This is a genomic window from Blastomonas sp. AAP53, from assembly GCF_000331245.1.
In the GTDB taxonomy this organism is placed as follows: domain Bacteria; phylum Pseudomonadota; class Alphaproteobacteria; order Sphingomonadales; family Sphingomonadaceae; genus Blastomonas.
In genome coordinates this window covers 69,637-85,421 of record NZ_ANFZ01000007.1, presented here as the reverse complement: position 1 = coordinate 85,421, position 15,785 = coordinate 69,637, and the positions used below count along the sequence as shown (strand labels likewise).

15 protein-coding genes and 1 tRNA gene are annotated in these 15,785 nt (G+C 63.6%); 6 read left to right on the top strand and 10 right to left on the bottom strand.

What is annotated here, in order from left to right; all coding sequences use genetic code 11:
• Window positions 1–72 precede the first annotated feature (72 nt).
• Both D618_RS0106410 and D618_RS0106405 read left to right on the top strand, forming a co-directional pair.
• On the top strand, window positions 73–2,529 hold the full coding sequence (locus tag D618_RS0106410) for a PBP1A family penicillin-binding protein (protein WP_238550605.1): 2,457 nt from the start codon (window positions 73–75) through the stop codon (window positions 2,527–2,529).
• Window positions 2,530–2,634: 105 nt separating this feature from the next.
• Window positions 2,635–3,078, top strand: coding sequence for an Rrf2 family transcriptional regulator (locus tag D618_RS0106405; protein WP_017670671.1), 444 nt, complete (start codon window positions 2,635–2,637; stop codon window positions 3,076–3,078).
• Between the two features lie 18 nt (window positions 3,079–3,096).
• Here the strand turns inward: D618_RS0106405 and D618_RS0106400 are convergent, their stop codons facing one another.
• From D618_RS0106400 to yajC, 6 genes are all read right to left on the bottom strand, one after another.
• The gene (locus tag D618_RS0106400; protein WP_017670670.1) at window positions 3,097–4,098 is read right to left on the bottom strand and encodes a histidine kinase dimerization/phosphoacceptor domain -containing protein; all 1,002 of its coding nucleotides are present in this window, start codon (window positions 4,096–4,098) and stop codon (window positions 3,097–3,099) included.
• 140 nt (window positions 4,099–4,238) lie between these two features.
• Complete coding sequence (locus D618_RS0106395) at window positions 4,239–5,051, bottom strand: formate/nitrite transporter family protein (protein WP_017670669.1); 813 nt, start codon at window positions 5,049–5,051, stop codon at window positions 4,239–4,241.
• Window positions 5,052–5,175: 124 nt separating this feature from the next.
• Window positions 5,176–5,568, bottom strand: a complete 393-nt coding sequence (locus D618_RS0106390; RefSeq protein WP_017670668.1) for an Mth938-like domain-containing protein — start codon at window positions 5,566–5,568, stop codon at window positions 5,176–5,178.
• Window positions 5,569–5,583: 15 nt separating this feature from the next.
• Entirely contained in the window at window positions 5,584–6,573 is a 990-nt protein-coding gene (gene secF / locus D618_RS0106385) for a protein translocase subunit SecF (protein ID WP_017670667.1), read from the bottom strand.
• Window positions 6,574–6,587: 14 nt separating this feature from the next.
• Window positions 6,588–8,192 carry a protein translocase subunit SecD gene (gene secD / locus D618_RS0106380; RefSeq protein ID WP_017670666.1) on the bottom strand — a complete coding sequence of 535 codons (1,605 nt, stop codon included), beginning with the start codon at window positions 8,190–8,192 and terminating at the stop codon, window positions 6,588–6,590.
• 116 nt (window positions 8,193–8,308) lie between these two features.
• Entirely contained in the window at window positions 8,309–8,563 is a 255-nt protein-coding gene (gene yajC / locus D618_RS0106375) for a preprotein translocase subunit YajC (RefSeq protein ID WP_238550604.1), read from the bottom strand.
• Window positions 8,564–8,844: 281 nt separating this feature from the next.
• On the opposite strand from yajC, the gene D618_RS0106370 reads away from it, so the two are divergent.
• Window positions 8,845–8,921 (top strand) — tRNA-Pro (locus D618_RS0106370).
• Window positions 8,922–8,995: 74 nt separating this feature from the next.
• Here the strand turns inward: D618_RS0106370 and D618_RS0106365 are convergent.
• Window positions 8,996–9,985 (bottom strand): aldo/keto reductase, encoded by a 990-nt coding sequence (locus tag D618_RS0106365; RefSeq protein WP_017670664.1) that lies wholly within the window; start codon window positions 9,983–9,985, stop codon window positions 8,996–8,998.
• A 525-nt stretch (window positions 9,986–10,510) separates the two neighbouring features.
• Here D618_RS0106365 and D618_RS19295 point away from each other — a divergent pair.
• Window positions 10,511–10,783 carry a hypothetical protein gene (locus tag D618_RS19295; RefSeq protein ID WP_040370332.1) on the top strand — a complete coding sequence of 91 codons (273 nt, stop codon included), beginning with the start codon at window positions 10,511–10,513 and terminating at the stop codon, window positions 10,781–10,783.
• A 252-nt stretch (window positions 10,784–11,035) separates the two neighbouring features.
• On the top strand, window positions 11,036–11,407 hold the full coding sequence (locus D618_RS0106355) for a PilZ domain-containing protein (protein WP_081590436.1): 372 nt from the start codon (window positions 11,036–11,038) through the stop codon (window positions 11,405–11,407).
• On the opposite strand, the gene D618_RS0106350 is transcribed toward D618_RS0106355, so the two are convergent.
• On the bottom strand, window positions 11,387–12,550 hold the full coding sequence (locus D618_RS0106350; protein ID WP_017670661.1) for a glycosyltransferase: 1,164 nt from the start codon (window positions 12,548–12,550) through the stop codon (window positions 11,387–11,389). The genes D618_RS0106355 and D618_RS0106350 overlap by 21 nt on opposite strands.
• Before the next feature lie 12 nt (window positions 12,551–12,562).
• Window positions 12,563–13,126, bottom strand: coding sequence for a helix-turn-helix transcriptional regulator (locus tag D618_RS0106345; protein WP_017670660.1), 564 nt, complete (start codon window positions 13,124–13,126; stop codon window positions 12,563–12,565).
• Between the two features lie 97 nt (window positions 13,127–13,223).
• Here D618_RS0106345 and D618_RS0106340 point away from each other — a divergent pair, with 97 nt between their 5' ends.
• On the top strand, window positions 13,224–13,748 hold the full coding sequence (locus D618_RS0106340; protein ID WP_017670659.1) for a DUF6456 domain-containing protein: 525 nt from the start codon (window positions 13,224–13,226) through the stop codon (window positions 13,746–13,748).
• Window positions 13,749–13,944: 196 nt separating this feature from the next.
• Here the strand turns inward: D618_RS0106340 and D618_RS0106335 are convergent, their stop codons facing one another.
• Window positions 13,945–15,765, bottom strand: coding sequence for an ABC-F family ATP-binding cassette domain-containing protein (locus D618_RS0106335; RefSeq protein WP_017670658.1), 1,821 nt, complete (start codon window positions 15,763–15,765; stop codon window positions 13,945–13,947).
• Window positions 15,766–15,785: the final 20 nt, after the last annotated feature.

Genomic DNA, 15,785 nt, shown 5'->3' with positions numbered 1-15,785 from the left:
AACCGCCCCGGCATGAGCGAGGGTGAAAGCGGCAACACGGCTTATAGCGTGCGACGGGGCGGCGATGGCGCAATGGCGTCCTTTCGCGATGCGTGGGAGAAGCGCTGGGTGCGCTGGGCCACCTATCTTCTGGGTCTGGCACTGCTCGGCATATTGCTGATCTGGCTCGTTTTTGCCCGCGATCTCCCCTCTGCCGATACCCTGGTGGATTACGAGCCCGACCTGCCCACCATGGTGCGCGGTGTCGATGGCGAGATCATCAACAGCTATGCACGCGAACGGCGCGTGCAGTTGCAGTACAAGGATTATCCCCTCCCGCTGATCCGGGCGTTCCTGTCGGCTGAAGACAAGAACTTCTTCTCGCACAGCGGACTGGATTATCCTGGGCTTGCCTCTGCGGTGTTCGACTATGTGACCAAGCTCGGCTCGGGACGGCGCGCGCGCGGCGGCTCGACGATCACCCAGCAGGTTGCCAAGAACCTGCTGCTGGGCGATGAATATTCGATCACCCGCAAGGTCAAGGAGGCCATTCTCGCCTATCGCATCGAGGATGTGCTGACCAAGCAGGAAATCCTCGAGCTGTACCTCAACGAGATCTACCTCGGCCGCAACGCCTATGGCGTACAGGCGGCGGCGCGCGCCTATTTCGGCAAGGACGTCGCCGAGCTCAAGCTGCACGAGGCGGCCTATCTGGCGATCCTGCCCAAGGCGCCGTCCAACTATCGCCCCGAAGTGCACATGGAACGCGCGCTGGAACGGCGCAACTGGGCGCTGGGTGCGATGCAGTCCAACGGCTGGATCACGCAGGCACAAATGGCCGCCGCACAGGCAGAACCGCTGGGAACAATCGCCCGCACCGGCGACAATTTCGACAAGGTCGGCGGCTATTTCGTCGAGGAAGTGCGCCGCCAGCTGGTCGAGAAGTTCGGCGAGAAGGCCGAGGACGGCAAGAACAGCGTCTATGCCGGTGGCCTGTGGGTGCGCACTTCGCTCAACCCCACGATGCAGCGCGCGACAACTGAAGCACTGCGCGATGCGCTGCTGCGCTATGATCGCGGCAGCGGCTGGAGCGGTCCGCTCAACACCATAGAGATCGACGACCAATGGGCCTCGCGGCTGGCATCGACCTATATCGATATCAATTACGAGAACTGGCGCGTGGCGGTGGTGATCGGCAAGTCGCCGAGTGCCGCCGAAATCGGCTTTGCCAATGGCGACACGGGCGTCCTGCCGCGCTCGACCGCCACCATGCCGCGCAAGCGCGTGGGCGGCACCGCGTTCGATTCGATGAAGCCGGGCGATATCATTGCCGTCGCACCAATGGCGGGTGACAATTACGCGCTGCGCAACGTGCCCGAGATTTCCGGCGGCATGGTGGTGCAGAACCCGCGCTCTGGCCGGGTCTATGCGATGCAGGGCGGGTTCGATTCGCAGATCAGTCCGTTCAACCGGGCGACGCAAGCCGACCGCCAGCCGGGATCGACGATCAAGCCGTTCGTCTATGCAACCGCGCTCGACAACGGCATGACGCCTGCCACCCAGATCGTCGATGGCACGTTCTGCGTTTATCAGTCAGCAAGCCTGGGCAACAAGTGCTTCCGCAACTTCGGCGGCTCGGCAGGGGCAGGGGCGCAGACGATGCGCTGGGGCCTGGAGCAGTCGCGCAACCTGATGACGGTGCGCGCGGCCAATGACGCCGGCATGGTCAATGTGGTCAAGACGATCAAGGCTGTCGGCATCGGCGACTACAAGCCCTACCTTTCGATCGCGCTCGGCGCGGGCGACACCACAGTGATGAAGATCACCAATGCCTATTCGATGCTGGTCAACCATGGCCGCGAGCTGAAGCCGACGATGATCGACTATGTCCAGGACCGGCGCGGCAAGGTGATTTTCCGTTCCGACCCGCGCACCTGCGAAGGTTGCAACATGGCCAAATGGAATGGCAAGCCGATGCCGCGCTTCACCCCGCGTGGTCGCCAGATCATCGATCCGATCACCTCCTACCAGGTGGTGCACATGCTCGAAGGCGTCATCACGCGCGGCACCGCGACCAATCTGGCCGACCTCAATCGCCCGATGTTCGGCAAGACCGGAACCTCGAGCGGCCCCACGAATGTTTGGTTCGTGGGCGGAACGCCGGATATGGTGGCGGGAATCTACCTGGGCTTTGATCAGCCGCGCAGCATGGGCGGCTATGCCCAGGGTGGCAGGCTTGCCGCCCCGGTGTTCAAGCAGTTTGCCAGAGAAGTCCTGCCATCGATGCCGGTGACGGAATTCCGTGCGCCTGCCGGGACCAGGATGGTGCGGATCGACCGGCGCTCTGGCCGCCGCGTGTACGGCGCCTGGCCGGGCGACGAGGCCAAGGCCGCGGTCATCTGGGAAGCGTTCAAGCCTGAAACAGAGCCGCGCCGTACCATCCGCGAGGAAGAAATGGCCGCAGCCAAGGCCGTGCAGAAGCGCGCAGGCCCTGCCACCCGTGCGCGCAGCGACAGCGAATTCCTGCAGCAGCAGGGCGGCATCTACTGATTGGGGGCTGAACGCGGCGGTCGCCTCGCGATATAGGCCCGCTTGCCGGTCACTCTACCAATTGCATTGAAAATTCGGCGCATCGTGCGTATCAGCGTTCGGGACATGCTGAGCCAGAAAGTCCGATACACCATCCGCGCCTTGCAGCACCTTGCCGATCGTTACGGCGAGGGGTTGGTGCATCTGGATGAGATAGCCGCAGCGCAGAACATTCCGCCCAAATTCCTGACCGTCATCCTGTCGGAAATGGCACGGGCCGGGCTGGTGCACTCGCAGCGCGGCAAGGACGGCGGTTATGAGCTGGGGCTGCCGCCGATCGACATTCGCTATGGCGATATCGTCCGAATGACCAGCGGGTCGCTGGCTCTGGTCCCCTGCGCCAGCCGCTATGCTTACGAGAAGTGCAAGAACTGTCTGGCGGAAGATGCGTGTCGCTTGCGCGCGCTGATGCTCAAGGTGCGCGACGAGACCGCCGTGGTCCTGGATCAGATCACGCTGGCCGATGCGATCGAGCCTGCTGCCGCTTGCGACCCCGCCCTGGCGGGTTGACCGACGCGCAGGCGCCGGTCAGGCGGAAAACTCCAGCTGCCATGCCACGCCGTTGCGCAGCCCGGTCAAAGCCTTCACCTCGCCGCCCAGCTGCGCCGCCAGCGACTGGATGATGCGCGTGCCAAGGCCCTTGTTCGCGACAGTATCGACGCCGTGCTGCATTCCGCGACCATTGTCGCTGACGGTGAGCGCCAGCCTGTCAGGGCTCAGACGCTCGAGTTTCAGTGATATCGTGCCGCCGTCGTCGGTAAAGGCGTGCTTCAGGCTGTTCGTCACCAGTTCGGTCACCAGCAACGACAGGGTGGTCAGCCGGGCGATATCCAGTCGTACCGCAGGCATGTCCACCATGCACACGATGTTCCGCGCGCCAGTGGCCTGCAACAGGTCCGAACAGATTTCCTGAAAATACTCCGCTACCGGAAGATCGACCGAAGCAGGATCGTAAAGTCTGCGGTGGATGCGCGACATCGTCTCGATCCGGCTCTGCGCCTCATCAAGCGCGTTGATGGCCGATGCCGGGTCGGCGGTGATGTTGCGCTTTTGCAGGTGGAGCAGCGCAGCGACAAAGGTCATGTTGTTGGCAACGCGGTGCTGCAGTTCCTGAAACATGGTGCGCTGCTGGTCATAAAGGCTTTCCATGACCTGCTTGCGCGCCATCAGGCGGTCTGCAGCGCGGTGCATGAAGTGGATGAGCGCGATGTCCACGGTGACGATGAAGATGTAAAAGCCGATGGCGATGCTGCTTGCCCCATCGATGGCGAACGAGTCCGACGGGGGTATGAAAAAATACAGCGAGGCAATCCCGCACAGTGTCGCGCAGGCTATCCCGGGCCATAAGCCGGCCAGAAAAGTCGTCAGGATGACGGCCGGAAAGAATGTGAGGTAGGGAAATCCGGGCGGAAGCGTGCCCTGCAGTTCGAGGCGGATGAACAGCGCAACCGCAAACGACAGCACGGCAAGGCCATAGCCAAGCCATGCGTCTTTCCGGAAAATGGCACCTGCACTTACGATTCGATCCATCGACACTCTCGTCAGACAGGAAGCAGCGGACAAAAACCAGGCGAGCCCGCCGCATCGCCAAACGACTGTCTAAAAGCCCTTGAATAGCGCAGCAAGCGGAACAAGACGAACCGTTGGGACGCTGGCGATGGAGCGAGCGATCAGATTTCTTCGCGAACCTGGGCATAAGCCAACGCCGCAAAGATGACCGTGCCGCCGATGACATTTCCGAACAAGGCGGGGATGATGCCGCCAGCGACCACCTCGACCAGTCCGATCTCGCCTTTCAGCATCACGATGAACAGTTCGGTCGAACCCGCCACCACATGCGAAAAGCCGCCCAGGCCGATCATGTAGGTCACCAGCATGATCATCAGCACTTCGCCGGCGCTCTCGATCCGGGGCAGCATCCACACGAGCGCCGCGATCATGAACCCGGCCGGCATGCCCCACAGCAGATGGTTCATCGGAGCGACGTCGGCATAATGGCGCGACACATCCAGCACGCCCTGCATCTGCAGGGGTGGAATGATGCCGCCATACACCATCAGAAGGGCGGCGAGCAGGCACCCGGTCATGTTGGCCAGGAACACGATCGACCAGAGCCGGGCCGTCTGCGCGAGCCGGCCGATCGAGGGATAGGCCAGCAGCGGCAGGATGGGTGTCACCGTGTTCTCGGTGAACAGCTGCATCCGCCCCATGATGACGACGAGAAAGCCGACCGAATAACCCAGGTTGGTGACGGCAGGCGCCCACGCGGTATCAGGTACCAGCGCGGTCAACATGCCCTTGCAGAGGATCGACAGGCTGATGGCCAGCCCGGCCCCAACGCCGGACCACCAAAGAGCCGAGAAGGAGCGTGCCAGTTCGTGACGCCCGGACCGGCTGATCGCTCGGTAGAGAAGTGCGGTGGTGACGTCGGCGAGCTCATCGAGCGCAGGCTCCTGCGCCTTGTTTGATCGTGTCCTTGCCATACCTGCCCCCGTTTCGTGCGCGCTTGCTCGACTGAACGCACGCGATGACGGTTCGTTGCCGCCGGGAGGCGGCGTGGCAGCAGGCGCACCGCGCCCTGATGCACTCACGATGTGGCGAAGGGGGCTACAGCCCCATGATCGCGGCGGCGATCCAGCGGTCTTCGGACCTCAGGATGCCCCAGGCACGCGCCGCAGCGCGGCTGTCCATCACCTCGACCCCGATGCCATGGGCTTCCATGGCGCGAATGAGCGCGCGCGGGGGGTGGGCGAGGGCGGAGCCGGTGCCCAGCAGCAGGAATTCGGGCACAGGCTCCAGCGCCAGGACATGTGCCATGTCCTCGATCCCCAGCGCATCGAGCGCTGGCGCATCCCAGGGCATTGCCGACACCGGGGTCAGCACCAGGCTGGAATCGACCCGACGCGGGCCCAGATTGTCGCCGTCGAGCTTGAACCCGCGAGCTGTAAAGCCGGTAATCACCGGGCCGGACGCGCGAGGATCCTGATTGAACTCAGCCATCGATCAAGCCTGCCATCAGGGCTTCGCGCCGCCGATGCCTTCCTTCAGCTTGGCTGCCGCCCTCTCGGCATCGGTCTGCTGCGGCACGAAGCTGTGCGGTCCCACGCCCAGCCAGACAAGAATGGGGTTGGCCATATAGACCGACGAATATGATCCGACGAACAGGCCCAGCGTCATGGCAGCGGTAAAGCCGAAGATCACGCCCGGGCCGATCAGCAACAGCGCCATCAGCGCGATCAGCATGGTCAGCGTGGTCATCACCGTGCGCGACAGTGTCTCGTTGGTCGAAAGATCGAGCAGCGAGATCATGTCCATCTTGCGGTACTTGCGCAGATTTTCACGCACGCGGTCGAACACCACGATCGTGTCATTGAGCGAATAGCCGATGATGGTAAGCAGCGCCGCGACAATGTTGAGGTTGAATTCGAGCTGGGTCAGCGCGAAAAAACCGAAGGTCAGGGTCACGTCATGGAACAGCGCAAACAGCGCAGCGACGCCGAACTGCCATTCGAAGCGGAACCAGATATAGATGGCGATCGCCAGCATCGCGAACACCAGTGAATACACGCCGGTGGAAAGCAGTTCGCCCGAAACCTTGCCGGACACCGAATCAACCCCGTCGATGCGGGCGCCTTGCGCGGCATATTCCTTGGTGATCATCTGCGTGACGCGACTGGTGACGGCGTTGACCTCATCGACATTGTCGCCAGCCAGCCGCATGCGGACCGAGACCTGATTGGGCTGGCCGAAGCGCTGGATGGTCGATTCGCCCAGATTGAGCGCCTCGATATCATCGCGCAGGCCGCTCACGGGCGCCTCTGCCACCTTGTCGAAGGTTACCTGGATCATCTGGCCGCCGACAAAATCGACGCCCAGGTTCAGGCCGCGCACTCCGACCAGCACGATCGAGGCGATGATCGAGATCAGGCTGATCGTCATCGCCAGCTTGCGCCAGCGCAGAAAGCGGAAGTTGGTATCGTCCGGTACGAGCTTGATGAGCTTCATGCGATCGAGCCTTGTTAAATTACGAGTTCGCGCGGACGTTCGCGCTTCAGCCAGATGGCGACAAACATGCGGGTCACATACACGGCAGTCCAGACCGAGGTGACGATACCGATCATCAGCACCACCGCAAAACCGCGCACCGGACCCGATCCGAACAGGAACAGCAGCACCGCCGCGATAACGTTGGTGATATTGGCATCATAAATGGCGCGCGATGCTTCGGTGTAACCCACCTCGATCGCCTGGATGATCCGCCTGCCGTTCTTGCGCTCCTCGCGGATGCGCTCGTTGATCAGAACGTTGGCGTCTACTGCCGCGCCGATGGTCAGCACAAAGCCTGCAATACCCGGCAGCGTCAGCGTGGCGTTCATCAGCGCCATGATGCCCAGGATCAGCAGGATGTTGAGCACCAGAGCAATGTTGGCATACACGCCGAACCGGCCATAGGTCACGACCATGAAGGCGAGAACGGCGATGGTCCCCACCGCGCCTGCCAGCAGGCCCGACTGGATCGATTCGGTACCTAGATCGGGACCGACCGAGCGTTCCTCGACCACCTTGAGCTCGACCGGAAGCGCGCCGGAGCGCAGCGCGATCGCCAACTGATTGGCGCTTTCGGTCGTGAAGCTGCCCGAAATCTGCGCGGTACCGCCCAGGATCGGCTCGTTGATATTGGGTGCCGACAGCACCTCGCCGTCGAGGATGATGGCAAAGGGCTTGTTGACATTTTCCTGCGTCAGCCGGGCAAAGCGGGTGCCGCCCTCGCGATCGAAGGTGATCGTGACGACCGCCTCGTTGGTCTGCTGGTCAAAGCTCTGCTGCGCGTTGGTCAGCTTGTCGCCGCGAATGCCGCCCAGCCGGCGCACGGCAATCGGCGTGCCGCCGGCAGGGTTGGTCGGGTAGGGCACGATCTCGCTGCCCACCGGCGCACGACCGGCTGCGATATCTTCGGGGCTGGCGTTCTGATCGACCAGCTTGAATTCCAGTTCGGCGGTCTGACCCAGCAGTTCCTTCAGTGCCTCGGGATCGTCGAGCCCGGGCACCTGCACCACGATGCGGTTGTCGCCCTGGCGGATGATGGTGGGTTCGCGCGTGCCCAGTTCGTCGATACGCTTGCGCACGACTTCGGTCGCGGTTTCCATCGCCTGGTCGAGTGCTTCGGTAAGGCCCGCCTCGGTCGGCGTCAGCACGATGCGGCTGGTGTCGCGGACCTCGATATCCCAGTCGCGCTGTCCGGTCAGGCCCGCACCGCTGGTCAGTGGCAGAATGGCTTCCCGCGCGGCATCCACCTGCGAGACATCGCGCACGAGAAACGAAAGAGCGCCGCCCTCACGCGAGATATCGCCGATGCCGATCCGCGGCTTGGCGTTGCGCATCGCTGCCCGCACCGTTTCTTCCATGTTCTGCAGACGCTGCGCCGCCACATCCTTGGGGTCGCCCTCCAGCAGAATGTGGCTGCCGCCCTGCAGATCGAGCCCCAGGTTGATCTTGGCCTGCGGCAGGAACGACGGATAATATGTCGCCACGTTGGCAGGCAGCAGGCTGGGGATCGCCAACAGCACGCCAAATGCGAGCAGCAGGGCAGTGGAGATCGTTTTCCAGCGCGGAAAATCTAGCATTCTCAAGGCTTCCTTGGCAGTGCGAACCCGGGCATCGCCAGAAGGCGGGCCAGTTGGGCGCGGGCCGGATGTGCGCGCCATATATTCATGCGCGCATCAGGCGGCAAGGCGGTAGCTCAATCGTTGGCGGGCGCGCCGCCGGGCAGGATGACGTCGCTGATCGTCGCCTTGACCGCGCGCACCTTGGCGCCGCCCAGGTCGATTTCGACATAGGCGTCGTCGACCTTGGTCACCTTGCCGACCAGGCCGCCACCGGTGATCACCTGATCGCCGCGCTTGACCGCTTCGATCTTGGCCTTGTGCGCCTTCATCTGGCGCTGCTGCGGACGGATGATCAGAAAGTAGAAGATCAGCAGCAGTGGCACGAACATCAAAAGCTGGGTCCAGGCCGGAGCGGCGCCAGGTGCGGCAGCGGCCAGTGCAAGCAATAGTGTCGAATCCATGTCGATAAATTCCGAATGTCTGAAGAGATGGCCAGGAGCGAGCCGGCTCAAAAAACCCGGTCGCAGCGATGGGCGCGCCTATCATCATCGGCAGCGCAAGGCAATTGATCTTGGCTTTGGCACACAGGCGTGCAGGACGGGCTTGCCAATCGCGTTCCATGCCCATATAGGCGCGCTTCCCATCCGCCGCGGCGCGGCGATGGACCGGTCGGGACGTAGCGCAGCCTGGTAGCGCATCACACTGGGGGTGTGGGGGTCGGAGGTTCGAATCCTCTCGTCCCGACCAATTTTCAAACCCCTGCGATCAAGATGACCGCAGGGCATGTCCAGCCAGACACCATTGTCAGCCAGACATCTGTTTCAGCCAAACATCTCCGTATCGATCGTCCGCTGCATGATCTCGCCATAGCGGGGGCCGGCGACGGTGCGCTCGTTGATCAGCGCGTCGATCCGTTCGGCAGCGTCGGCAGGGATGGTCCAGTCTGCGCGCGCGAAATTCTCTTCCAGATGCGCGATCGATGCGGTGCCGGGGATGGCGACGATATGCTCGCCGCGCGAGAGCACCCAGGCAAGCGATAGCTGGGCCGGGGTCACCTCCAGTTCGGCGGCAATGTCGCAGAATGCGTCGACCAGCGCGCGATTGACCTGCCAGTTGTCGGCGTTGAAGCGCGGCATCGTGCGGCGAAGGTCCTTTTCATCGAGCGCATCGATATCGCGCACGCCATTGGCCAGCACCCCGCGCGCGACCGGCGAAAACGCGACGAAGGTGGTGCCCAGGTCGCGGCAGGCCTCGAGCACGGCGATTTCGGGCTCGCGCGTCCAGGGCGAATATTCGGTCTGCATCGCGGCAATCGGGTGCTCGGCGGCCGCGCGCCGCAGCGTGTCTGCCGACATTTCGGACAGGCCGATGCTGCCGATCTTGCCGGCCTTGACCAGATCGGCCATCGCGCCCACCGATTCCTCGATCGGCACGTCGCGGTCGCGGCGATGCATGTAATACAGGTCGACATGGTCGGTCTGCAGCCGGGTCAGCGATTCATCGATGCAGCGGCGGATGGCCTCGGGGCGGCAGCTGATTCCGCGCTTTTCGCCCTCGATGACGATGCCCATCTTGGTCGCCAGGAAGAATTCGCGTCGACGCCCCTTGAGCGCCTCGCCGATCAGCGTCTCGTTATGCCCCAGGCCATAGATATTGGCGGTGTCGAGATGGTCATAGCCCAAATCCAGCGCCCGGTTGAGCAGCGCGGTCGCGGTATCGCGCGGGGGCAGGGTGCCATAGCCCCAGCTGAGCGACATGCAGCCAAGGCCTATCGCATTGAGCGGACGGGTGTTGATGAAGCGCGTGGTCACAAAGCCATTCCCTGATGATCGGACATTGGCGTCCAGGATTTCGGCGGGGCTCGCATAGATCAGGCCGTGGGGTCAAGCCGATGATTCGCAAGGCATGAGAGCCGCCCCGCCGGTACAGGAACGGGACAGCGCAAAGGGCGCGCAGGTTGCCGGATCTGACCGCCAGAGCGGCTGCCTGGCGGTCTGCAGCGGCGGGCGACATCGTTGTGAAATGCCGTGTTGCGGCAATGAAATAGGCTTGATCGACCGTGCGTATCGAGGATTGCGGGCGAGCATGAGGCGAAGGACGGGGCGTTTTGCGGCGCCGTTCGCACCTGCACTATGCCCTGCGTGGTAACCGCATTTTATCCTCTTTTCGGCCCCTGGCAAACCGGCTATATGCATGTCTCCCAAGGGTGCGGGGGATAGGGGTCGGGCCTTGCGGCGTGTCCTTCCCGCGCGAGTGCAAGAAATATGTCTTGCCAGAGTCTCTAGGGTGTCGATAAAACGCGGGCTCTTGTTTCCGCAACGAAGGGGAAAAGTACCATGAAGTCCATTCTTAAGCTGAGCCCGGTTTTCGCCGCCGCTAGCCTCCTCGCTCTCGCAGCCTGCACGCCCGAAGAAGCTGCTGAAGCTCCTGCCGAAGAAACCACTGAAGCTCCTGCTGAAGAAGCCATGGAAGCTCCGGCCGCTGAAGGCGCCGAAGCTGGCATGGAAGCTGGTGCAGAAGCTGGCATGGAAGCCGGTGCTGAAGCTGGCGCCGAAGCCGGTGCAGAAGCTGCTGCCGCTGAAGCAGCTCCGGCTGAAGCAGCTAAGTAAGCTGATACCAAGCTTCGCCTGAACAAGGCCAAGTTTTGAAAGACGCCCGGTCGCCCCAAGGGGTTGCCGGGCGTTTTTTATGGTTTGGACTGCGGCGCGCCGGGGCTGACGCTCCGCGCACTTGCTGGCTGACACTTCTGACTGAGAGGGTTTTTTAACTCATCTTTACGGTCGGTTAGGCTCTTCGCGTTACAATTCGCCATCCTGCAACGACAACGGGTCCAAATTGCCCGGAATTGCAGACCATGGTTCATGCGGAGACACTCGATGGCAGGGTTGCAGGACAAACGGCAGGCGGCGCACCAGCCAGCGACCGAACGCCGCTATGCCATCCGCATCAATGTCCAGATCGATGCCGAAATGGTGGACCAGGGTCGTCGTCGCTGCTCGGTCACGCTGACCAACCTGTCGATCACGGGATGCCGGTTCGAAAGCGACTTTCTGCTGCGGATGAACGCCCCGATCACGCTGCAAATCGAGGGTGTTGACCCGATCATGGGCGAAGTGGTGTGGGTGGAAGGCAAGGTCATCGGCTGTCATTTCGCCCAGCCGCTCAGCCCCACGATCTGCAACCGCATCATCCGCACGCTGCGCGAGCGCGCACTACCGCCCCAGAATCGTTGAAAAGTGACGGTGCAGCTCGGCTGCATTGCGTTCCCAGGTGAAGTTGGCGACCGTCGCGCGAACCCGCGCGGGCACAGCCTGGGTCGCCAGCACCTCACCGATCGCCTGAGCCAGCGCCGCAGGCTGCGCCTCGGCAATGCGACCGGCAACCGGATCGTTCAGCAATTCGCCTGCTCCGCCCGCGTCGCTGATCACGATCGGCGTGCCGCACGCCAGTGACTCCACCCAGGCATTGGCCAGCCCTTCAGAGCTGGACGGCAGCACCATGGCGTCGGCAGCGGCCAGCCAGCGGGGCAGATCGTCGTGCGGCAACGATCCGGCAAAGACGACGCGGTCGGCCACGCCCAGCCGATGGGCCAGTTCGCGATAGCACCGCTCCTCTTCACCGGCACCTGCCAGCACCAAAGTGACGCCGGGCAGGGCGGTGAGCGTCTGAATCACCAGGTCCTGCCGCTTGCGCGCAATCAGTGCGCCGACAGTGATCAGCATCGGCCCGGCAATGCCCAGTTCGGCGCGCAGCGCGCTGCCGTCCTGCGGCGCGAAACGCTGCTGATCGCAGCCGGTATAGTGGACGGCGATTGTGTCCGCCGGCATGCCCAGCGACACCATGTCCAGCTTCATCGCTGCCGATACGGCGAGCAGGCCGTGCGCGTCGCACCCTGCTTGCACCACCATGCCGCGCGTTCTGGGTGAGGTGCCCCAGTAATGAATGTCCGCACCGCGTGCCTTGACCGAATAGGGAATGCCCAGCCGCTGCGCCAGAACGCGCGCCGCCGGACCATCGGGGTAGAAAAACTCTGCATCGACAAGGTCGAACGGGCGTTGCGCGTGCAGCCGCTGCACCAGGGGCCAGATCGCGCGGACCATCAGGGCGGGCTGCCAGTGCGGGCCGATGCCGGGCAGGTGAAGAAAGCGCGGGCGGTAGACGTCGAGCCCACGCCAGCTTTCTCGCAACGGAAGGGCGGAAAGCGCACGATAACGATCATGGTTCGACAGCGGCCAGGGGGGTATCGCCTGCGGGCTGATGACGGTGATGTCCACATCTGCGTGCGCGGCCAGCGCCGCCGTCTGCCGCTCGACGAAAATGCCGAAATTGGGACGGGCGGCGTTGGGGAACAGCGTGGCGAGGGTCAGGATGCGCATGTTGCCGCCTGTCTACAGCGGTCGGATTAACGTTTCTGCCACTGCCAGCCAGGCGGGATCGCTGACCACCTGCTGCCGCGTCCCCGCGCCGGGGGGCAAGATCTGCATCCGCCCGCCATCGCGCGCGATCAGCCGCCCGAACACGAATCGCCCCGCGGGGCGTGGCACCAGCACATCGCGGTTGAGCGCACTGGGCAGATCCGTCTGGTCGATCCGACGCAGCCACACGACGTCGCCGCTGCGATACTCGCCAACGCTGGCGGCCACGCGCATTGCGATGAGAGCCTCATGCGGAGCGGGGGGCAGCACGCGTTCCGCCTTGGTCAGCGCGCGCGCACCGTCGGCGGCGAGCAGGGCGGTCACCGGAAGGTCTGCAGCAGCAGCGGTGCTGACCAGGGCATTGCTCTCCACCTCCAGCGCGGCGGCGATCCGGTTGAGCCAACCCAGCGACAGTGTGCGCGTGCCGGTTTCGAGCCGCCCGATCGTCTGCGCGGTGGTGGGTGGATCGCAGCGGCGCGCGACATCGTCCAGCGTCATGTTGCGCGCGCGGCGGACATCGCGAATTCGGTTGATCATGCTGGGTCACCTTAACCTATATGGAAAAATATCTTTCCTACATTCCAACCATCATGGCAATCCTGTTTTGGCAGAATGCAACCAGATGGGATGATATATGGGTGACAGGCAGAACAGGGCAGCGGTGCGGGCATCAGCAGGCAGGCTGCTGGCGGAAAAGGTGCTGGAGGGAGAAACCGTCGGCGCGCTTGTCACCGCAGGGCAGCGTCCGGCGCGGTCGGTGACGGTGAACCTTGCCGAATCGCCGCTGGGCTGGCTGTTCGCGCGCGGGTTGATCGACCAGCGCCAGTTCGATGCGGGCGAAAAGCTGCGCGCCGACTGGGAGCGGGCGAACCTGGCGCCATCGATCACCATGCGCTGGGATGCAGCGCCGATCTCGAGTGGTTCGCGTTGCAGTGACGGTCACCTCGAGCCGACAGAACGTCAGACGGCGGCACGTCAGCGCTTCGATGCCGCGATGACCGCGCTGGGCCGCGATCTCAACGACATCGCGTGGCGTGTCATCTGTTCGGGCGAAGCGATGCCGGTCGCGGAAAAGGCACTCGGCTGGCCGGTGCGCTCTGGCCGCCTGGTGCTGCGGATGGCGCTCGATCGGCTGGCGGATTTCTATCGCTTGGGGTGAGGGGTGCATCCCGAGTTCTCCCCGCCCGCGAGCGGGGGGAGAAAGGGAACTTCCGCCTTCTGGTCCCCTGCGCAGGCAGGGGCCCAACTCCTGCTGGTGCTTCACATGCACCGGTCGTTTGACATTCGACATGTCCGGAAGATGGGCCCCTGCCTGCGCCGGGGACCGGGTAGCTCGCAGATATCGCTCTGCGATGTTACCCCATCGCTTCGACCTGCTCGGCGAGGTCGAGCCAGCGCATTTCTGCGGCGTCCTTTTCGTCGCGGGCCTTTTCGATCGCCTTGGTCAGCGCGGCGAATTTGGTCGGATCGCGGGTGTAGAGATCAGGGTCGGACAGGGCCGCCTCGTCGCGCGCAATGGCCGCTTCGATCGCCTCGATGCGTTCGGGCAAAGTGTCGTAATCGCGCTGGTCCTTGTAGCTCAGCTTGACCTTTTGCGAGACCGGCTTGGGGATAGCCGCGGCGGCCGCGGCTGCGGCATCTGCCTTGCTGCGGTTCGATTTGACCCAGTCGGCGGTGCGCTGCTTGCGCTTGGCTTCCCAGTCGGCATAGCCGCCCGCAACCACATCGACCACGCCCGATCCATCAAGCCCGAGCGTCACGGTGACGGTGCGGTCGAGAAAGTCGCGGTCGTGGCTGACGATCAGGACGGTGCCGTCATAGTCGGAGATCACCTCCTGCAGCAGATCGAGCGTTTCGAGATCAAGATCGTTGGTCGGTTCATCGAGCACCAGCAGATTGGAGGCGCGGGCGAACTCGCGCGCCAGCAACAGCCGCGACCGCTCGCCGCCCGAGAGCGTTCCGACCCGCGCCTCGACCAGGCCTGGATCGAACAGAAACTCCTTGAGATAGCCATGGATGTGCTTGCGCACCCCGCGCACGTCAATCCAGTCGCCGCCTTCGGCAAGCACATCGCGCACGCGCTTTTCGGGCGACATCAATTTGCGTTGTTGGTCGATGATCACGCCGTCGAGCGTCTGGGCAAGCGTGATCTTGCCGCTGTCGGGTTCGAGCTCGCCGGTCAGCAGGCGGATCAGCGTCGTTTTGCCCGCCCCGTTCGAACCGACGATGCCAATGCGGTCACCGCGCTGGACGCGTAGCGAGAAGTCCTTGATGATCGTGCGCGCGGTCTCGCCTTCGCCAAAGGTCTTGAACACGCGGTCGGCGACAATGACCGACTTGGTCTTGCTGTCGTCACTCACCGCTTTCAGCTTGGCGGTGCCCTGCGGCCCCATCATCGCGGCGCGTTGCGCGCGCATCTCCCACAATTTGGCAAGCCGGCCTTGGTTGCGCTTGCGCCGCGCGGTGACTCCGCGTTCCAGCCAATGCGCCTCGATCTTCAGCTTGGCGTCCATCTTGTCGGCGGCGCGGGCTTCCTCGGCATAGACCTGTTCCATCCACGCTTCATACCCGCCAAAGCCGATTTCCAGGCGGCGCAGGTTGCCCCGGTCAAGCCACAAAGTCTGCTTGGTGAGCCGTTCCAGAAAGGTACGGTCATGGCTGATCACGACAAAGGCACCGTTGAACCGGGCAAGCCAGCTTTCCAGCCAGTCGATCGCGGCGAGGTCGAGATGGTTGGTCGGCTCGTCGAGCAGCAGCACATCGGGTTCGCTGGCGAGCGCACGGCAGATCGCGGCGCGTCGGCGCTCACCCCCGCTGGCGGTGGCGGCCTCGCGCGACAGGTCGATACCAAGCTGGTCGGCGATCGCGGCGACCTCGTGCGCAGGCGGCGCGTCATCGCCCGCCAGTGCCCAGTCGTTCAGTGTCTCAAAGCCCTTGAAGTCGGGATCCTGCGCCAGCATCACGCAGCGAACGCCCGGCTGGATGGTGCGCGTGCCCTGATCGGCCTCAAGGTCACCTGCGATCAACCGCAGCATCGTGGTCTTGCCCGCGCCGTTGCGCCCGATCAGCGCCAGCCGGTCACGAGGCCCCACGTGCAGATTGATATCGCGGAACAGCCAGCTGGTCCCCTGATTGAGGCCAAGATTTTCGTACGACAGGACAGGGGGTGTGGACATGCTGCTGGCACTTAGTCGCG

Bases quoted from the DNA above. Each gene is read 5' to 3' on its own strand.
- D618_RS0106410 (WP_238550605.1), top strand. From the start codon at position 73: ATGGCGTCCTTTCGCGATGCGTGGGAGAAGCGCTGGGTGCGCTGGGCC.
- D618_RS0106405 (WP_017670671.1), top strand. From the start codon at position 2,635: ATGCTGAGCCAGAAAGTCCGATACACCATCCGCGCCTTGCAGCACCTT.
- D618_RS0106400 (WP_017670670.1), bottom strand. From the start codon at position 4,098: ATGGATCGAATCGTAAGTGCAGGTGCCATTTTCCGGAAAGACGCATGG.
- D618_RS0106395 (WP_017670669.1), bottom strand. From the start codon at position 5,051: ATGGCAAGGACACGATCAAACAAGGCGCAGGAGCCTGCGCTCGATGAG.
- D618_RS0106390 (WP_017670668.1), bottom strand. From the start codon at position 5,568: ATGGCTGAGTTCAATCAGGATCCTCGCGCGTCCGGCCCGGTGATTACC.
- secF (WP_017670667.1), bottom strand. From the start codon at position 6,573: ATGAAGCTCATCAAGCTCGTACCGGACGATACCAACTTCCGCTTTCTG.
- secD (WP_017670666.1), bottom strand. From the start codon at position 8,192: ATGCTAGATTTTCCGCGCTGGAAAACGATCTCCACTGCCCTGCTGCTC.
- yajC (WP_238550604.1), bottom strand. From the start codon at position 8,563: ATGTTCGTGCCACTGCTGCTGATCTTCTACTTTCTGATCATCCGTCCG.
- D618_RS19295 (WP_040370332.1), top strand. From the start codon at position 10,511: ATGAAGTCCATTCTTAAGCTGAGCCCGGTTTTCGCCGCCGCTAGCCTC.
- D618_RS0106355 (WP_081590436.1), top strand. From the start codon at position 11,036: ATGCGGAGACACTCGATGGCAGGGTTGCAGGACAAACGGCAGGCGGCG.
- D618_RS0106350 (WP_017670661.1), bottom strand. From the start codon at position 12,550: ATGCGCATCCTGACCCTCGCCACGCTGTTCCCCAACGCCGCCCGTCCC.
- D618_RS0106345 (WP_017670660.1), bottom strand. From the start codon at position 13,126: ATGATCAACCGAATTCGCGATGTCCGCCGCGCGCGCAACATGACGCTG.
- D618_RS0106340 (WP_017670659.1), top strand. From the start codon at position 13,224: ATGGGTGACAGGCAGAACAGGGCAGCGGTGCGGGCATCAGCAGGCAGG.
- D618_RS0106335 (WP_017670658.1), bottom strand. From the start codon at position 15,765: ATGTCCACACCCCCTGTCCTGTCGTACGAAAATCTTGGCCTCAATCAG.